This window comes from Solitalea longa, from assembly GCF_002920915.1.
Lineage (GTDB): Bacteria > Bacteroidota > Bacteroidia > Sphingobacteriales > Sphingobacteriaceae > Solitalea > Solitalea longa.
In genome coordinates, this window is sequence record NZ_PQVF01000018.1 from 1 (window position 1) to 16,371 (window position 16,371).

Annotated in this window: 16 protein-coding genes; 6 read left to right on the top strand and 10 right to left on the bottom strand. The window is 38.3% G+C overall.

The window, feature by feature from the left end; genetic code table 11:
• Nucleotides 1–956: 956 nt before the first annotated feature.
• A complete protein-coding gene (locus tag C3K47_RS18260) occupies nt 957–1,949 on the top strand; it encodes a stealth family protein (protein ID WP_103790606.1) in 993 nt (330 codons plus the stop codon).
• Between the two features lie 13 nt (nt 1,950–1,962).
• Here C3K47_RS18260 and C3K47_RS18265 read toward each other — a convergent pair whose 3' ends face one another.
• The 5 genes from C3K47_RS18265 to C3K47_RS18285 form a co-directional block, all read right to left on the bottom strand.
• The gene (locus tag C3K47_RS18265; RefSeq protein WP_103790607.1) at nt 1,963–2,910 is read right to left on the bottom strand and encodes a Stealth CR1 domain-containing protein; all 948 of its coding nucleotides are present in this window, start codon (nt 2,908–2,910) and stop codon (nt 1,963–1,965) included.
• A 113-nt stretch (nt 2,911–3,023) separates the two neighbouring features.
• On the bottom strand, nt 3,024–3,389 hold the full coding sequence (locus C3K47_RS18270; RefSeq protein ID WP_103790608.1) for a CoA-binding protein: 366 nt from the start codon (nt 3,387–3,389) through the stop codon (nt 3,024–3,026).
• A 23-nt stretch (nt 3,390–3,412) separates the two neighbouring features.
• Nucleotides 3,413–3,895, bottom strand: a complete 483-nt coding sequence (locus C3K47_RS18275; protein ID WP_103790609.1) for a DinB family protein — start codon at nt 3,893–3,895, stop codon at nt 3,413–3,415.
• Nucleotide 3,896: 1 nt separating this feature from the next.
• Nucleotides 3,897–4,391 carry a hypothetical protein gene (locus C3K47_RS18280; protein WP_103790610.1) on the bottom strand — a complete coding sequence of 165 codons (495 nt, stop codon included), beginning with the start codon at nt 4,389–4,391 and terminating at the stop codon, nt 3,897–3,899.
• A 75-nt stretch (nt 4,392–4,466) separates the two neighbouring features.
• Nucleotides 4,467–6,020, bottom strand: coding sequence for an NAD(P)/FAD-dependent oxidoreductase (locus C3K47_RS18285; protein ID WP_103790611.1), 1,554 nt, complete (start codon nt 6,018–6,020; stop codon nt 4,467–4,469).
• Nucleotides 6,021–6,129: 109 nt separating this feature from the next.
• Here C3K47_RS18285 and C3K47_RS18290 point away from each other — a divergent pair, with 109 nt between their 5' ends.
• From C3K47_RS18290 to C3K47_RS18300, 3 genes are all read left to right on the top strand, one after another.
• Nucleotides 6,130–6,714, top strand: coding sequence for a LemA family protein (locus C3K47_RS18290; RefSeq protein WP_103790612.1), 585 nt, complete (start codon nt 6,130–6,132; stop codon nt 6,712–6,714).
• 72 nt (nt 6,715–6,786) lie between these two features.
• A complete protein-coding gene (locus C3K47_RS18295; RefSeq protein ID WP_103790613.1) occupies nt 6,787–7,218 on the top strand; it encodes a TPM domain-containing protein in 432 nt (143 codons plus the stop codon).
• Nucleotides 7,211–7,999 carry a TPM domain-containing protein gene (locus C3K47_RS18300; RefSeq protein WP_103790614.1) on the top strand — a complete coding sequence of 263 codons (789 nt, stop codon included), beginning with the start codon at nt 7,211–7,213 and terminating at the stop codon, nt 7,997–7,999. Before C3K47_RS18295 ends, C3K47_RS18300 begins: the two co-directional genes overlap by 8 nt.
• 353 nt (nt 8,000–8,352) lie before the next feature.
• Here the strand turns inward: C3K47_RS18300 and dnaA are convergent, their stop codons facing one another.
• The 3 genes from dnaA to C3K47_RS18315 all read right to left on the bottom strand — a co-directional run bounded on the left by dnaA (nt 8,353) and on the right by C3K47_RS18315 (nt 12,269).
• The gene (gene dnaA / locus C3K47_RS18305; RefSeq protein WP_103790653.1) at nt 8,353–9,780 is read right to left on the bottom strand and encodes a chromosomal replication initiator protein DnaA; all 1,428 of its coding nucleotides are present in this window, start codon (nt 9,778–9,780) and stop codon (nt 8,353–8,355) included.
• A gap of 278 nt (nt 9,781–10,058) precedes the next feature.
• Nucleotides 10,059–11,600, bottom strand: coding sequence for an acyl-CoA mutase large subunit family protein (locus C3K47_RS18310; protein ID WP_103790615.1), 1,542 nt, complete (start codon nt 11,598–11,600; stop codon nt 10,059–10,061).
• A 126-nt stretch (nt 11,601–11,726) separates the two neighbouring features.
• The gene (locus C3K47_RS18315) at nt 11,727–12,269 is read right to left on the bottom strand and encodes a DUF7935 family protein (protein ID WP_165784736.1); all 543 of its coding nucleotides are present in this window, start codon (nt 12,267–12,269) and stop codon (nt 11,727–11,729) included.
• Between the two features lie 66 nt (nt 12,270–12,335).
• Between C3K47_RS18315 and C3K47_RS18320 the strand changes: the two genes are divergently transcribed.
• Both C3K47_RS18320 and C3K47_RS18325 read left to right on the top strand, forming a co-directional pair.
• The gene (locus C3K47_RS18320; RefSeq protein WP_103790617.1) at nt 12,336–12,698 is read left to right on the top strand and encodes a HesB/IscA family protein; all 363 of its coding nucleotides are present in this window, start codon (nt 12,336–12,338) and stop codon (nt 12,696–12,698) included.
• 199 nt (nt 12,699–12,897) lie between these two features.
• On the top strand, nt 12,898–14,130 hold the full coding sequence (locus C3K47_RS18325; protein ID WP_103790618.1) for an ABC transporter permease: 1,233 nt from the start codon (nt 12,898–12,900) through the stop codon (nt 14,128–14,130).
• A gap of 110 nt (nt 14,131–14,240) precedes the next feature.
• Here the strand turns inward: C3K47_RS18325 and rfbB are convergent, their stop codons facing one another.
• A complete protein-coding gene (rfbB, locus tag C3K47_RS18330) occupies nt 14,241–15,302 on the bottom strand; it encodes a dTDP-glucose 4,6-dehydratase (protein WP_103790619.1) in 1,062 nt (353 codons plus the stop codon).
• A 30-nt stretch (nt 15,303–15,332) separates the two neighbouring features.
• Nucleotides 15,333–16,364 (bottom strand): UDP-glucose 4-epimerase GalE, encoded by a 1,032-nt coding sequence (gene galE, locus C3K47_RS18335; RefSeq protein ID WP_103790654.1) that lies wholly within the window; start codon nt 16,362–16,364, stop codon nt 15,333–15,335.
• Between the last annotated feature and the right edge of the window lie 7 nt (nt 16,365–16,371).

Consider the following 16,371-nt stretch of genomic DNA (forward strand, 5'->3'; position numbering starts at 1 on the left):
GCTATTCTCATCTCTTCAAAGAACTTTGAACTAACCATTGTTAGTTCTTCGTGGATACTTCAGGAGTCGAACCTGTTTGCCTTTCTTTCGATCAGCTTCCCTTTATCCTTCTTTTCATTTTTTTTCGCTTCCGACCTTCCGTCTCAGCGGGGCTGCAAAGGTAAGCTTCTTTTTTATTTTCGCAAGAATTATTTTTTATTTTTTTTCCCGCCTTTCTGCTTCCTCTTCATCGCTATGCCCGTTTTTCAATTCATTCCTTCTGTCCGTTGACCGAAGTTTCTTCCCCGTTTCGGGAGTGCAAAGGTGAAACTTTTTATCGTCTCTGCCAAATTTATTTTAAAATAATTTTGAACCCTTTTTTCTGACCTGCTTCCCTTATCGCTTTCCCCTCTCCTGCCAGTCAACCACCCTTTCAAACCTTTCCGCCCTCCTTCCGATTGCGGAGTGCAAAGGTAGAAACTTTATCCCCCCCACCAAACTCTTTTTCCCTTTTTAGCCAATACATTCCCTAAAGAGCTGATCGTGTGAGAGAAAAAGTTATAGCACACCCCTTGTGACGGCTCTAAATGGCTCCGTTTGCCCCAAAATTAAACCTGATTGCAGTGGAAAGCCCTTGTGCGAAGCCCCCCAGCAAGGGTAAAAGGCTTGCAACGGAAAGAAGGACCGTAAAAAGTTGACAGAAATAGAACTGGCGTTTACTTATCTATATAATATACTATATAAATAAAGTGCACTGGTTAAAAGAAAAGCTTGCTACGAGAAAGTAGGACCACATGATGTAAACAGAAATGAAACGAGCGCTTACTTACCTATCTATACTATATAAATAAAGCGCATTGGTTTTATATAATAGTAATACACTAATGCTATAACAGCAGGCTGATTGCTTATTCGTTGCAATACCTGTACATTTGGCCCTGTTATAATTAAGTACCATTATAAAAGAATACAACTTTATGGATATAGACTTTGTAATTACCTGGGTAGATATGAATGATCCGAAATGGCAAAAGGATTTTGCGACCTACTCGGGTAAAATTGATAACACAAAAAATGAAGTATCGGTAGCACGATTTAGGGATTATGGTTTTCTTAAATATTGGTTCAGAGGAGTAGAAGAGTTTGCGCCGTGGGTGAGAAAGATTCATTTCGTAACATGTGGCCAACACCCGGAGTGGTTAGATATTAATCATCCGAAAATTCAAATGGTAAATCATGAGGATTATATTCCAAAGCAGTTTTTACCTTGTTTCAATTCGAGTTTAATTGAGATTTACTTTCACAAGATCCCGAACATAGCTGAGCACTTTGTGTATTTCAACGATGATTTCTTCATTATTAATAATATAACGAAAGAACGATTCTTCAAAAATGGCTTACCTAATGATATTGCGGCATTCCGTACTAACCTAGGTTTATCATTATGGAGCAAGTGCCTTAAAAACAATATTGCCATCATCAATAAGTTCTTTAATAAAAAAGAGGTAATGAAAAGAGATCACGATAAGTGGTTTCACCCATCATATGGCAGCAGGGCAAGGATAACTCGTTTAATGTCTTTTTATAACAAATTTATCACTTTACGTACGCCGCATAATGCTCAGCCTTATTTAAAAAGCACTTATGAAGAGGTTTGGGGAAAAGTAGGAAAAGAATTAACAGCAATGTCGGTTCACAAGTTCAGAAGCCCAGAAGATTTTACGCAAGAGCTTTTTAGAACCTGGCAAATTTGCAAGTCGAACTTTAATGCTTACAATACGTACCAGGATACCAAAATGTTCCCGCTCTTATTTAAAACCAAGAAAGCAGTTAAAGCTATCCGCGAGCAATCTTATAAATTGGTGTGTATTAACGATAATGAACACATTACCAATTTTGAAGAAACCATGGAGAGCGTAAATTCAGCTTTTGAAAGCATTTTACCGAAGAAATCGAGCTTTGAATTATAGAATACCTGCTTAGTTATTTTTCAAAAGCAGATTTTAAAGGGAAAAGATGTTCCAGAAATGGTTTAATCTTTTCCCTTCTTTCATCTTTAACCCGCTGATCATCATTTAAGCAAAAGAGCTTTGGTTTATTTTGATCCAGGTATTTCTGAAAGTCATGACGGCTAACTAATATTCTGCTCGACTCGCTGCGCGTTACATGTTTTAATACAGCATGGTTAATTGCAAGTGAGTAATAAGTAAAAGCAGAACGATGCAAATCACCGTAAGTGCGTATATGATTCACCTGTGACTTTTTCACCTGCTCATTAAATACATCTTCCACTGCATTCTTATAATCGGATTTACGGTAAGCATCAATATTATGATGAGGAACGCTTGAATAATGTTTCCCGAACTTTTGCTCCACCAAAATTGAAGAATCCATTAACATTTTGGCGTATTGTCCCAAGTCTTTAAACAGCAGTTCCAAACGATTGTGCCATTTTCCAAAGAATTTCCTTTTCAAACGTACAATCGGCAAGCCCTCTTCAGTAAAAAAGAAATCGGGCTGAAGGAAGTCATTAAAAAACATGTCATCATTGGCAAACAGGAAATGCTCAGACAGACCTGGTATTTTATGTATGAAATATTCAATTACGCTGGAGTTAAAGCAAGGTAATGCTTCAGCAGGTATAATTTCTTTGTGGTCAATTACCTTAATCTTTGGATTATCAGTATTTAGCCAATCTGGTTTTTGATTATCAGTAACTATAAAGATCTGTCGGATCCAAGGCACATATTTTTCAGCCGAACGCAGCGCATACTTTAATTCATCGTTATTAATGTATCGGGCTTTACTGTTTGCTTCGGAATTATCATAGGGTTGATTTGTTAATGCAGCCTTTTTTGCCTGCCATTGAGGATCGTTTCCATCTACCCACAAATACACCAAATCTATTTCAAATTGCTCCTTTTTCATCATGGCCAAAAATAAGGAAATGTTGTATTAGTACAACTTCTTATCCTAAAGGCTTATGTTGAGGCCTATTTGCTGGTTATCATCTTTTAATTAACCGTATTAGCGTTCTTAACCAATTAATAATCGCCGATAGAAAGCAAAACTAGTGTACAGGCATGCTCATAGCCGATGCCTTTTTCAGTGAGCATTTGCTGTAGTTCAGCATTTTCAGTTCCTGGATTAAAGATCACTCGTTGGGGATTTGTTTTCAGAATATAATCATAATAAACCGCTTGATGAGCGGGGCCTACATAAAGGGAAATAGTATTAATGTCAGAATGAATAGTTCCAGGTTTTTCAATCTCCACACCAGCTATCGCTCCTTCCTTTAACCCGACGGCCACTACCGGATGATGGTGCTGTACTAATCTGTTTACGGCTTTAAATGCATATCGTTCGGGATTTGTTGAGGCGCCTAGTACGAGGGTTTTCTTTTCCGACATAAAATATATTGTTATTGAACAAGCTATTGATTGAATTTTGAGAGTAAACTTATTTGCCCTGCATGATAGGCATGATGCTGAGCAAGGCCATGCAGCATTTCGGCAAAGGAAATTCCCGTTCCCAAAGGAGCATCCCTGTCATTGCCAACAACTTTATCAAAATCACCATCAGGGAAATCAATGATATTATTTATCAGAATCTGATGTGCATTCATCAATTCAGAAAGAATCCTGCTCCAATTTTCAGCATTGGTATTATCCAAAACGGGCCAATCACCTCTGTTAGGATCTGAAGGAGACTTACCTTCCAACCGTTCCGAAACCTCTTCCGTCCATGCAAGAATATGTAAAACAAGCTCCGCTATTGAATGGGCATTAGCAATTGGCCGCTTGATTGCATCAATAGGAGAAATATCCTTCAAAATTTGCTTTAGCGAAGGCCCATGCCATGGCTCGCCCTTTATCGCCGCATCGAGTTCTTTAATTAACTGTTGTTTTTGAGACATACTAATGTTGCAGGTAGATGGGTTTTGATGACGAATTATTAGTTAGCAAAAGATTAGTTAAGGATTGGACTTTAACCGTTGAAAGAACCTCATCTTCCAACTTATCGGCCCAAGCTTTCATATATAAAGAAACATCTGCGGCTTGGTTAAAATATAGCGGCTTATGATTTTCAGAAATTCTATTTAAAATTTTCTGATCAGATAAACGTTCGAGATGAGCAAGATCTTCGACTTTTAAGCCTGCCTGAAGCAAATTGAAAATTATATGATCAATAGGATAACCGGAATTTGGACAGTAATCATTCAGTTGGTCCGACCAATCTCCTCTTCGAGCCATGGCATTTCGATGGATTTGGGCGGAAGTAAGACCTGTTAGCTTTTGAGCTAAAAAACCACAATTACACTTTCCCATATGCCCCCATTGGTATTTAGGACTAGTTGCTATATCATCAGCAACTTCGCGCAATGCTTTAATAAAATTCAATTGCTTTTCCATATATGCCTCCTTTTCAATAAAATTAACGCTTTATTATCAAAGAAGTTTAAGGCAATTCTTTTTTAGTCCAAGAAATTATCCATTGATGGCAGTAAAAGCGGCTTCGGCACATTTAATTCCATCAATTGCAGCCGACACAATTCCTCCAGCGTAACCGGCTCCTTCGGCGCATGGATAAAGTCCTTTAACCTGAGGATGCTGCAGTGTCTCTTTATCGCGTGGAATTCTTACTGGTGAAGAGGTCCTCGATTCAACACCTACCAAAACAGCTTCGTTAGTAAAATAACCTCTCATCTTTTTATCGAACAAAGGCAATGCTTGTTTTAAACTCTCGGTAACAAAAGCTGGCAAAACTGTATAAAGGTCGGCGCTGACAATTCCAGGCAGGTAAGAACAATCAGGCAGATTGGTTGAAACTTTTTTATTTACAAAGTCGACCATGCGTTGCGCGGGAGCCTTTAAACTACCTCCTGCTACATTAAAAGCAGTTTGTTCTATCTGTTGTTGAAACTTTAACGCCGCTAAAGGATCGTCAAAACCATTTTTTATATCTTCAAGATTTACCTGCACAACCGTCCCGGAATTAGCATACGGGTTATTTCTTTTTGAAGGCGACCAGCCGTTTACCACAATTTCATTATGATCGGTGGCACAAGGGGCGATTATTCCACCCGGACACATGCAAAAAGAAAAAGCGCCCCGACCGTTCACTTGTTCTACTAAACTATAATAGGCCGGAGGAAGATTATCATGACGAACCTCACAACGGTACTGCGCCTTATCAATTAAGGTCTGAGGGTGCTCAATACGCACACCCAATGCGAAAGCCTTAGCTTCTATTAAGATATTTTTTTGATGAAGGAGATAGAAAATATCGCGTGCCGAATGCCCTGTGGCCAAAATAACATGATCGGCTTTAAAACTACCATTATTGGTTTTCACTTGCTTTATTGCACCAAACTCAACATCAAAATCAATTACTTTAGTATCAAAATGAACTTCACCACCTGCATTCAGAATGCTTTCGCGCATAGCCACAATAATTTGCGGCAGCTTGTTGGTGCCTATGTGGGGGCGGGCGTCTATTAAGATATCATCGGTAGCTCCATAGGCTACAAATGTTTCGAGCACTTTATTTACATCACCTCTCTTGGTTGAACGAGTGTACAATTTACCATCCGAATAAGTCCCGGCACCACCTTCACCATAACAATAATTGCTTTCCGGATTAACAACTCCTTCTTTATTGATAGCAGCCAAATCGCGACGACGAGTTTTAACGTCTTTCCCTCTTTCCAATACAATTGGCTTCAATCCGAGTTCTATTAAACGTAAGGCAGCAAATATGCCCGCCGGACCAGCACCAATTACCAATACAACAGGTTTATCCTTTACATTTTTATACTCAGAATGAAATGTTTGAGCAGCAGGTGCAGCTTCATCTATATAAACCTTTACCTTAATCCGGTAAACGGTAATTTTTGAACGGGCATCAATAGAGCGTTTATCGATGGTAAACCCCAAAATGCGTTTTATAGAAAGCTTAAGCTCGTTAGAGATTTGTTTTAGGATATTCTGCTGATCATTAATAGAATCAGGCAGAATTGTCAGTTCAAGGTCTTTAATCATAATTTTTGTCAGATAGTTATTCTGAAATCGCAGCAAAATTAAAAGAATTAAAGCGTATTAATGCCCTTGCATAAATTTTGTAGATTTGATTGGAAATTATACTAATTCTATGAATAAAATTGTACTTGGCGTAATCGCCATCTTAGCACTTATCTTTGGAGTAAGTGCATGCAACGGATATAATAAAATGGTTACTCTTGACCAGGATGTTCAACAACAATGGGGACAGGTTCAGAACGTTTATCAACGTAGGGCCGACCTGATTCCTAACTTAGTGAATACGGTAAAAGGTTATGCCAATTTTGAAAAAGAAACACTGACTCAAGTAATTGAGGCTCGTTCAAAAGCGACAGCTGTAAACGTTGATGCCAGCAAATTAACACCAGAAACTTTTCAGAAGTTCCAACAAGCACAGGATGGCTTAGGATCAGCTTTAAGCCGATTAATGGTGGTAGTTGAAAAATATCCGGATTTAAAAGCGAACCAAAACTTTTTGGAATTACAGGCACAGCTTGAAGGCACCGAAAACCGAATTGCTACAGAACGCAACAGGTTCAACGAATTAACAGGAAGCTATAATAAAAAGGTTAAAAGCTTTCCGAGTAATTTATTTGCAGGCATGTTTGGATTTGCCGAAAAACCTTACTTCCAGGCTCAGGCAGGCAGTGAAAAAGCTCCAACCGTTCAGTTTTAATTAAGAAAATAAACATTGCCCCTTTCGAATTGAAAGGGGCAATGTGTTTTAGCTCAATTTAATTATTTCAACATGCCTTTACTAGAAGAACAAAACCGGAAAACTGTTAAAGAAGCTATCAAAAAAGCGGAATCAATAACTTCGGGAGAGATACGGGTTTGCATTGAAAAACATTGCAATATTGATGTGTTGGATCGTGCGGCTTATTATTTTAAGCAATTGGAAATGCATAAAACCAGCCAGCGTAATGGTGTACTTATTTACCTAGCCACCGAAGACCGTAAGTTTGCCATTATTGGGGATGTAGGCATTAATATGAAAATAGATTTTGGTTTTTGGCATGAAACCAAGGAAGTGATGCTGAATTCTTTTAAACAAGGCTTACTGGTTGAAGGGCTGGTTCAGGGAATTGAAAAAGCCGGAAAAGCACTGGCTAAATTCTTTCCTCCGGTAACTGACAATATTAATGAACTTTCTGACGATATATTTTTTGGCAATGAATAAACTTAAATTATTTCTAAGCTCTTTATTCCTTTTACTTGCAACAATACTATTCGGCCAGGATATTCCGAAAGTCCCCAACCCTATGCGTTTGGTAAACGACTATACGCAAACTTTAACGATCGAACAGAAGGATCAGCTGGAACGAAAACTAGTAGCTTATAATGATTCAACATCCAATCAAATTGCAGTGGTTATCATTCCATCATTAAACGGCTATGAAATTGCTGATTATGCTACCAGATTGGGCCATGAATGGGGTGTAGGCCAAAAAGATAAGCGAAATGGTGTTGTACTGCTAGTTTCAATAGGTGACCGTAAGGTATTCATTGCTGTTGGTTACGGATTAGAGGGTGCGCTGCCTGACGCCTACGCCAAACGGATAACCTCAACCATTATTAAACCCGAGTTTAAAGCCGGCAATTATTTTAAGGGAATTGATGACGGAACCGATGCTATCATGAAGTTTGCTTCAGGAGAATATAAGGTTGATAAGGATGATGTGGTTTCTAAGAAAAAGGGCAAAGGATCGGGCAGTTGGGTGTTTTTTGTTGTTTTGGGTTTTATCATCATCTTTTCACTATTTAGAAAAAGAAGTTACCAGCAAATTGGTAACCGTGGCTCCGGCTCAAGTTTACCGTTTTGGTTATTAATGAGCATGATGGGCAACAGTGGCAGAAACAGTGGAGGCGGTGACTGGGGTGATTTTAGTGGTGGAGGTGGTGATTTCGGAGGCTTTGGAGGTGGTGATTTTGGCGGCGGTGGAGCTGGAGATAGCTGGTAAAGTGTTTTAGAAATTTTAAAATATAATTGATTCATTATCAGTAATTTACTAACTTTATTCTCCCTGATGGGAATCAGGTGTAATAAACAGTACCACAGAAGTTAATATTCTGGATGTTTCTGCCAAACCGAGGTACAGGTTAGGTTTTAAAATCAGGAATAACATTGTTATTTATTCTTGGTGATTTAGTCTGTTAGATCAAGATTTAATAAAAAGTGATCGTTAATAGTATTAGTGATCAGTTTAAAATTAAACAGATTTAACAGACTTTTTTTTGATCCAATAAAAAACAAAAGCCTTTCTGATAATCCAGAAAGGCTTTACATATAAAACTCATTAAGTATATTCTTGCATTAGCTCATTTTGAGCTTCTTTTGAATGTCTTGTACCCAGTTTTTAAATTTCTTATCGGTTTCAATCAAGTCTTCAACAGTTTGACATGCATAGATCACAGTAGAGTGATCACGGCCCCCGTAAAACTGTCCGATTGATTTAAGTGATGCTTTAGTGTGGCTTTTAGCCAAATACATAGAGATTTGACGGGCCTGAACAATCTCGCGCTTGCGGGTTTTTGATTTTACCATTTCCAACGGAATCTCAAAATACTCACAAACCAATTTCTGAATAGATTCCATTGAAATTTCTTTGGTTGAATGCTTAATAAAGTTTTTAAGCATTTGCTTAGCCAAAGGCAAATCAATTTCTTTTCTATTTAAAGTTGAATGTGCAAGCAACGAAATTAAAGCACCTTCCAGCTCACGGATGTTATTATCAATGTTATGAGCTACGTATTCAATTACATCCTGAGGAAGTTGAATACCATCGGCTTTCATCTTCATCTGTAAAATAGAAACACGTGTTTCAATATCCGGCACTTGTAAATCGGCCGATAATCCCCATTTAAAACGAGATAATAAACGCTCTTCCAATCCTACCAGGTCCTTTGGAGCTTTATCACAAGTCATAATAATTTGCTTACCGCTGGTATGCAAATGATTAAAAATGGTAAAGAAAATATCCTGCATTTTTTCTTTTCCGGAGAAAAACTGCACATCGTCAACCACTAAAACATCTATTAACTGATAAAAGTTAACAAAGTCGTTAATGGTATTATTCTTAAGCGAGTCGACAAATTGTTGTCCGAATTTTTCAGCTTGAACATATAGAACAAGCTTATCAGGATACATTGTTTTTACTGATGATCCAATAGCTTGTGCAAGGTGGGTTTTGCCTAAACCGGCTCCCCCATAAATGAACAATGGATTAAATGAAGTTCCTCCTGGTTTTTGCGCAACCGCAAAGCCAGCTGATCGTGCCAAACGATTGCATTCTCCTTCTACAAAATTATCAAAAGAGTATTTGGCATTTAACTGAGGATCGATATTCAGCTTTTTTAATCCCGGGATAACGAATGGATTTTTTATCGACTCGTTAATGTTTACAGGCATAGGTACAGGCTGATTCTTTAACTCTCCATTGTTATTAGTTGGATAGTTAACCGTGTACGGATTTTTTGAACCTGAAGATTTGTCCATCACTATATTATACTCCAAACGACCTTCCGCCCCAAGCTGATGCTTAATGGTTTTGCGAAGCAAGGAAACATAGTGCTCCTCTAACCATTCATAGAAGAAAACGCTAGGCACTTGTATAGTGAGAACATTGGTATCTAACTTCAAGGCCTTAATTGGCTCGAACCAAGTTTTAAAACTTTGGGTCGGGACATTATCCTTGATAATTTTGAGACAGTTCTCCCACACAGAATGACAAGTTCTATCCATATTCATTAGGTAAAACAGTATAAAATATTGATTTTGAATGAGTGGGAAATGAGAGCAAGCTTCCCCGTTCGTTTTTCAAGTATAGAACAAAAAATGTGGATAAAAAAGTTTTTTTGAAAATAACAAAAAACCGCATTATTGATATTAAAAACGCGGTTTTTCAGCCTCAATCAGGCCTTATTCACATAATTGAATGTTGATATTTTTTATTTGTTAATTATGGCTAGAAGTTAATGTAAAGTTAAATTACATTCTCTAAAGTTAACATAATATTATACCTAAAACTCCCCAAAAACGCCTCTCAACACATTGGCAATTTCACCCAAAGTAGCGTAATGCTCAACGGATTGCAAAATGAATGGCATTAAATTTGACCCATCTTTTGCCGCTTGTTCTAAAGCCATCAGCGACTGTGCAACAGCTTCATTGTTACGCTCGGCTTTTAATTGCTTAAGCTTATCCATTTGCACCGTTCTGATCGAATCATCCACTCTAAACACCTCTCCCAATGGAGCTTCTTCTACCTGGAATTTGTTTACACCAACAATAATACGATCACCGGTTTCTACATCTTTTTGATATTGATAAGCAGCATCAGCAATCTGTTGCTGAATATATCCTTCTTCAATAGCCGTTACTGCTCCTCCCATTGCATCAATAGCTTCAATGTATTTCCAGGCAGCGGTTTCCACTTCATCAGTCAGTGACTCAACAAAGTAAGAACCGGCAAGCGGATCCACCGTTTCAGGAACCCCGCTTTCAAAGGCAATCAGTTGTTGTGTTCTAAGCGCTATACGGGCTGCCTCTTCAGTAGGCAATGATAAAGCTTCATCAAATCCGTTGGTATGTAATGACTGTGTTCCCCCAACCACTGCCGCCATTGCCTGAACTGCCACCCTTACAATATTATTTTGTGGTTGCTGGGCTGTTAATGTTGAACCACCGGTTTGCGTGTGAAAACGTAATTGCTGCGCTCTTGCATCAGTTGCTCCAAGCTCTTTGGTAATACGTGCCCACATACGACGAGCCGCCCTGAATTTGGCAACCTCTTCAAAAAAGTTATTGTGACAATTGAAGAAAAATGAGAGACGCTTTGCAAATACATTGATCTCTAAACCTGCATCAAGGGCAGCTTTCAAATACGCTTTGCCATTGGCCAGGGTAAATGCCAACTCCTGAACTGCCGTAGAACCGGCTTCTCGAATATGGTACCCTGAAATAGAAATGGTATTCCATTTAGGTAATTCTTTGCTACAGTATTCAAAAATATCGGTAATAATGCGCATTGATGGCTTTGGAGGATAGATATAAGTTCCTCTAGCCGCGTATTCCTTTAATATGTCATTCTGAATAGTCCCTGATATCTGCTTTAAATCGGCTCCCTGCTTTTTAGCTAATGCAATATACATTGCCAGCAAAATAGAAGCCGTAGCATTAATGGTCATTGAAGTGGTGATCTTTTGCAGTTCAATACCATTAAACAGTATCTCAATATCCTTTAATGAATCAATAGCTACACCTACTTTGCCAACTTCTCCTTCAGCTAGTTCATGATCAGAATCATAGCCTATCTGCGTAGGCAAATCAAAGGCTACGGAAAGACCCATTGTACCGTTTTGCAACAGGTAATGATAACGTTTGTTGGATTCTTCAGCTGTTGAAAATCCAGCATATTGTCTCATTGTCCAAAGTTTTCCGCGATACATATCAGGTTGAATCCCTCTAGTAAACGGAAACTCACCTGGCTTTTCGGTAATTGGCTTAGCTTCAGAATAAAGTTCTTTTATTTCGATACCTGAAGTGGTTGTAATTTTCTTCATAACGGTGATTGTGGTGTTATAACTGAATGAACGCAATTATTGGTTAACAAAATTTAATCATATCCCCCGATATTCTGCCAACCAACATTTCATTCCGCTTCTTCAAATGTTCTTACTAATGCACAATTAATACAACTTGCTTACTTCCGATCTCAGTAAAGAATTGGTTTGAGAATACGGATCGCTGTTTGAATGACTAACGTGTTCTAAAACGGCTCTGCTCAAGTCAAAAGCAGATGCGCCCATCGGCATTGCCGACGCAATTGTGTTGATAAGCAGAATGGTTTCGTCTTTTGTTTTTTTAACAGCTTGCCATGCTTTTTCACTAACATAAACCTGTTGTGTAAGGTTATGTTCAAATTCATTTCTGATTTCGTTCAAACAGATGGCTTGCATATCGGCAGCTGTTAAGCCGTGAGTAGAGATACGAATAAACAAACTAGCTGGAGTAATACGCTCAATCAATAAGGTTAATCGTTCGTAAGCGGCTAAACGTAAAGGCAAGGTTTGATTTTGTGCATTTTTACGCATTTCCATCACATGATCACCAATATCTTTATTTTTCTTTCCAAAGTACTCTTTAAGTGTAAAAATCGATAGGATCAATAATCCAACTATTGGAACTCCAATAGATAACATTTGGTTGGTTGTAATTTCTAGTAACATCATCTTTTAATTCGAAAAACAAAAATGACAATTACAATGTATATTTGTAAAAAAATTTAGAGTATTTATATGGAAGCTACAGTTCAGTCAACTACTAATACTTTTGCCCCTGTAACTTTTACTGAGGGAGCAATTAAGGAATTAAAGAAGTTAATAGAGCAAAAGGAACTTACCGAAGAGTTTGGCTTACGCGTAGGCGTTGAAGGAGGCGGTTGTGCAGGCATGAATTACGTGCTTGGTTTCGATAAGAAAAAAGAAGGAGACGAGATATTTTATGTCGAGGATATCCGTGTTTTTCTGAACAAGGCCCACAATTTATACCTTGTTGGTATGCAAGTGGATTGGCAAGACGGATTAAACTCAAGAGGGTTTACCTTTAATAACCCAAATGCCACCAGCACTTGTGGTTGCGGAACTTCTTTTTCTGCTTAAGATATCTTTACAAGGAGTTCATTTTTGAACTCCTTTCTATTTTATTTCCTGCTCAATCTTTTCCCTCCTATTAATTCCAATTCTTTTCCTGTAAAATTCTCGTGAGAAGCTTCGCTTTATCACTTACTTGTTTAATTTCGGTAGATTAACATCAACTATATAATTCGCATTTATCATTTCTAATTTAGAAATTTACAAGATGGACCAACGCGAAAATCTGAAAGTAGGCATACAGTCGATCAAAGCCAATAAGCTTCGTACAACCCTAACGGCATTAATTATCTCTATAGGCATTATGGCCTTGGTTGGTATTCTTACAGCCATAGACGGAGTAAAAAGCTTCGCCAATAACACCTTTGCAAGCATGGGTTCTAATTCATTTACCATACGTAATCGTGGAATGGGTATTCGGATTGGCGGAGGCGGCGCTGCCCCCAAGCGTTTCCCAGCTATTAAATATGATGAAGCTCAAGTTTTCAAACAGAGTTACAATCACGGCGGCATGGTTTCTGTTTCATCAGTTAGCTCCTGGAATGCCATTATTAAATACGGAGGTAAAAAAACCAATCCAAATATTAATGTAACCGGAGGAGATGAAAATTACTTGTTAACCTCAGGTTATAAATTAGGAGAGGGCCGAAATTTCTCGAATGCTGAGATTCAAAACGGATGGAACGTTGTAATTATTGGGGCCGAAATCAAAAAGAACCTGTTCGAGAACACCGATCCTATAAATAAAATACTAAGCATTGGGAACGATAAATACAAAGTAGTAGGTGTTTTAGCCGAAAAAGGAACCGCAGCCGTAGGCCCCGGCGATCGCTTTTGCTTGATTCCAGTGTTAAGAGCAAAAATGACCTCCGGAAGCCAGAATAAAAGCTATACTATAACGGTGAGTGTTCAAACACCTCAGCAAATGGAAGCAGCCATTGGTGAGTCGACCGCCAAAATGCGAAACATCCGACACCTGAATATTGCCCAGGAAAACAATTTCGAGATTACAAAAAGTGACGCCTTAGCAAATACGTTTTTGGATATTGTTAGCTATCTAACAATTGCTGCTATTATTATTGGTAGTGTAACCCTTGTGGGAGCATCTGTTGGTTTGATGAACATAATGCTTGTTTCAGTAACCGAACGAACAAGGGAAATTGGAATCAGAAAATCATTAGGAGCCACACCAAAAGTAATTCGCTCACAGTTTTTATACGAGGCTATTGTAATTTGTTTGATTGGCGGAGCCGGTGGTATTGCACTTGGAATTCTGGCAGGAAATGGCTTATCTGTACTGATCGGTGGAGGCTTTATAATTCCTTGGCTCTGGATTTTTGCAGGTATTTCTCTTTGCGTAGCAGTGGGACTTATTTCAGGCATCTATCCTGCAGTTAAAGCTTCCCGTTTAGATCCGGTGGAGGCTTTACGCTACGAATAATTTCAATTAAAACATTTCAACTAAGTGATTCGAACTTAAATCACTTTACTAAGCATAGTTTAAAAACAAAAAACCCACAGAGAAATGGATCTTTGTGGGTTTCTTATTTTTTAATGAGCGTATTGCTTATTATAATAATCCTGATATGCTCCTGAAGTTACCCGCTCCAACCACTCTTCATTTGTCAAATACCAATCAACCGTTTTCTCCAATCCTTCTTCAAATTGTAAGGAAGGCTTCCAACCTAACTCATTCTGAAGCTTTGTAGAGTCAATGGCATAACGTAAATCATGGCCGGCACGGTCTTTCACAAAAGTGATCAGCTGTTCAGAAGTCCCGTCAGCATGACCCAACTTTTTGTCCATAATTTTGCAAAGCAAACGAATTACGTCAATGTTTTTCCATTCATTATGTCCGCCAATATTATAAGTACTGTTGTTTTTAGCCGAATGAAATACCACATCAATAGCACGGGCATGGTCTTCAACAAATAACCAATCACGTACATTTTCGCCTTTACCATAAATCGGTAATGGTTTATTGTTTTTAATGTTATTGATACAAAGTGGAATTAATTTCTCTGGAAAATGGTAAGGCCCATAATTGTTTGAACAATTTGAGATAACCACCGGAAGTCCATATGTATCGCCATAAGCACGAACAAAATGATCAGAACTGGCTTTTGAAGCTGAGTATGGACTATGCGGATCATAAGCAGTTGTTTCTGTAAACATGCCGGTTTCTCCTAAGGAGCCATACACTTCATCGGTTGAAACATGATAGAAACGCTTATCAGTCATAGTTGCACCCAAAACAGGCTTCCATATCTTTTTTGCCGCATTTAACAAATTAACTGTTCCAATAATATTGGTCATCACAAAATCCAAAGGATTTTCTATTGAACGATCGACATGTGATTCGGCAGCCAAATGGATTACCGCGTCAAACTGTTCCTTTTCAAACAATTCATTGACAAAAGCTGCATCAACAATATCGCCCTTAACGAAGTGATAGTTTTCCTTTTGCTCAATATCAGTAAGGTTCATTAAGTTACCCGCATAAGTAAGCTTATCAAGGTTATATATATTGATATTTGGGTACTTGTTTACAAACAAACGCACCACGTGCGAACCTATAAATCCTGCTCCACCTGTAATTAATATTTTATTCATTTATTGTTTATGTTGATGTGCAAATGATTGTTAAGCGTTTACTGTTCCTTCGTGTAATTTTACTTCCCAAGCCCATGCGGAGCTTAACATATCATCCAGGCCCAATTCCGCTTTCCATCCGAGTTTAAGATTAGCCAATTTCGTTTCAGCGTACAAAGATTCCACATCACCTTCACGTCTTTCTCCAATTATATAATTCAGTTTCTGACCAGTAACCCGTTCAAAGGCATTCACAATTTCTAAAACGGTAGTTCCTTTGCCAGTTCCAAGATTATACACTTCGTAATTTTCTTCCGTTTTAGCTTGCAGCAAACGTTCGCAAGCTTTAACATGGGCTTTTGCTAGATCCACCACATGAATATAATCCCGGATACAAGTCCCATCTGATGTGGCATAATTGTTTCCGAAAATTGTTAACACTTCTCTTTTACCAATACCTGTTTGAGTTACAAAAGGCATTAAGTTGTTAGGAATTCCAACCGGAAGTTCTCCAATCAAGGCACTTTCATGAGCGCCAACCGGATTAAAGTAACGCAATGCTATTGATTTGATCTCGGTTGCAGCCGATACTTTCTCCAGCATTTCTTCGCCCATCTGTTTTGTGCTACCATAAGCAGAAAGCGCTTTTTGAAGAGGAGTTACTTCAGTAGCCGGCAATATTTCGGGTTGGCCATATACGGTAGCTGATGAAGAGAAGACTATATTTTTAACACCCCTTTCATCCATTACTTCAAGCAGATTAATAAGTGAAAGGTTGTTATTTCTGAAATATTTTAAAGGTTCTCTTACTGATTCACCCACCGCTTTAAAAGCAGCAAAGTGGATAACAGCATTAATGCCGCTTTCAATCTTAAAAAGCTCTTCTACCATCTCTTTTTCACAAAGATCGATCTGATAAAACTTTGGTCGTACACCCGTTATTTGTTCAATACGATCGACAATAAACAACTCGGAGTTACTTAAATTATCGACAATTACAGTTTCGTAGCCAGCTTTGATCAACTCTACTACGGTATGCGAACCAATATACCCGGTACCACCGGTAACAAGAACTTTATTCATGGAGGTA

Excerpts from the sequence above, each read along its gene's own strand:
- C3K47_RS18260 (WP_103790606.1), top strand. The coding sequence starts at position 957 with ATGGATATAGACTTTGTAATTACCTGGGTAGATATGAATGATCCGAAA.
- C3K47_RS18265 (WP_103790607.1), bottom strand. The coding sequence starts at position 2,910 with ATGATGAAAAAGGAGCAATTTGAAATAGATTTGGTGTATTTGTGGGTA.
- C3K47_RS18270 (WP_103790608.1), bottom strand. The coding sequence starts at position 3,389 with ATGTCGGAAAAGAAAACCCTCGTACTAGGCGCCTCAACAAATCCCGAA.
- C3K47_RS18275 (WP_103790609.1), bottom strand. The coding sequence starts at position 3,895 with ATGTCTCAAAAACAACAGTTAATTAAAGAACTCGATGCGGCGATAAAG.
- C3K47_RS18280 (WP_103790610.1), bottom strand. The coding sequence starts at position 4,391 with ATGGAAAAGCAATTGAATTTTATTAAAGCATTGCGCGAAGTTGCTGAT.
- C3K47_RS18285 (WP_103790611.1), bottom strand. The coding sequence starts at position 6,020 with ATGATTAAAGACCTTGAACTGACAATTCTGCCTGATTCTATTAATGAT.
- C3K47_RS18290 (WP_103790612.1), top strand. The coding sequence starts at position 6,130 with ATGAATAAAATTGTACTTGGCGTAATCGCCATCTTAGCACTTATCTTT.
- C3K47_RS18295 (WP_103790613.1), top strand. The coding sequence starts at position 6,787 with ATGCCTTTACTAGAAGAACAAAACCGGAAAACTGTTAAAGAAGCTATC.
- C3K47_RS18300 (WP_103790614.1), top strand. The coding sequence starts at position 7,211 with ATGAATAAACTTAAATTATTTCTAAGCTCTTTATTCCTTTTACTTGCA.
- dnaA (WP_103790653.1), bottom strand. The coding sequence starts at position 9,780 with ATGGATAGAACTTGTCATTCTGTGTGGGAGAACTGTCTCAAAATTATC.
- C3K47_RS18310 (WP_103790615.1), bottom strand. The coding sequence starts at position 11,600 with ATGAAGAAAATTACAACCACTTCAGGTATCGAAATAAAAGAACTTTAT.
- C3K47_RS18315 (WP_165784736.1), bottom strand. The coding sequence starts at position 12,269 with ATGATGTTACTAGAAATTACAACCAACCAAATGTTATCTATTGGAGTT.
- C3K47_RS18320 (WP_103790617.1), top strand. The coding sequence starts at position 12,336 with ATGGAAGCTACAGTTCAGTCAACTACTAATACTTTTGCCCCTGTAACT.
- C3K47_RS18325 (WP_103790618.1), top strand. The coding sequence starts at position 12,898 with ATGGACCAACGCGAAAATCTGAAAGTAGGCATACAGTCGATCAAAGCC.
- rfbB (WP_103790619.1), bottom strand. The coding sequence starts at position 15,302 with ATGAATAAAATATTAATTACAGGTGGAGCAGGATTTATAGGTTCGCAC.
- galE (WP_103790654.1), bottom strand. The coding sequence starts at position 16,364 with ATGAATAAAGTTCTTGTTACCGGTGGTACCGGGTATATTGGTTCGCAT.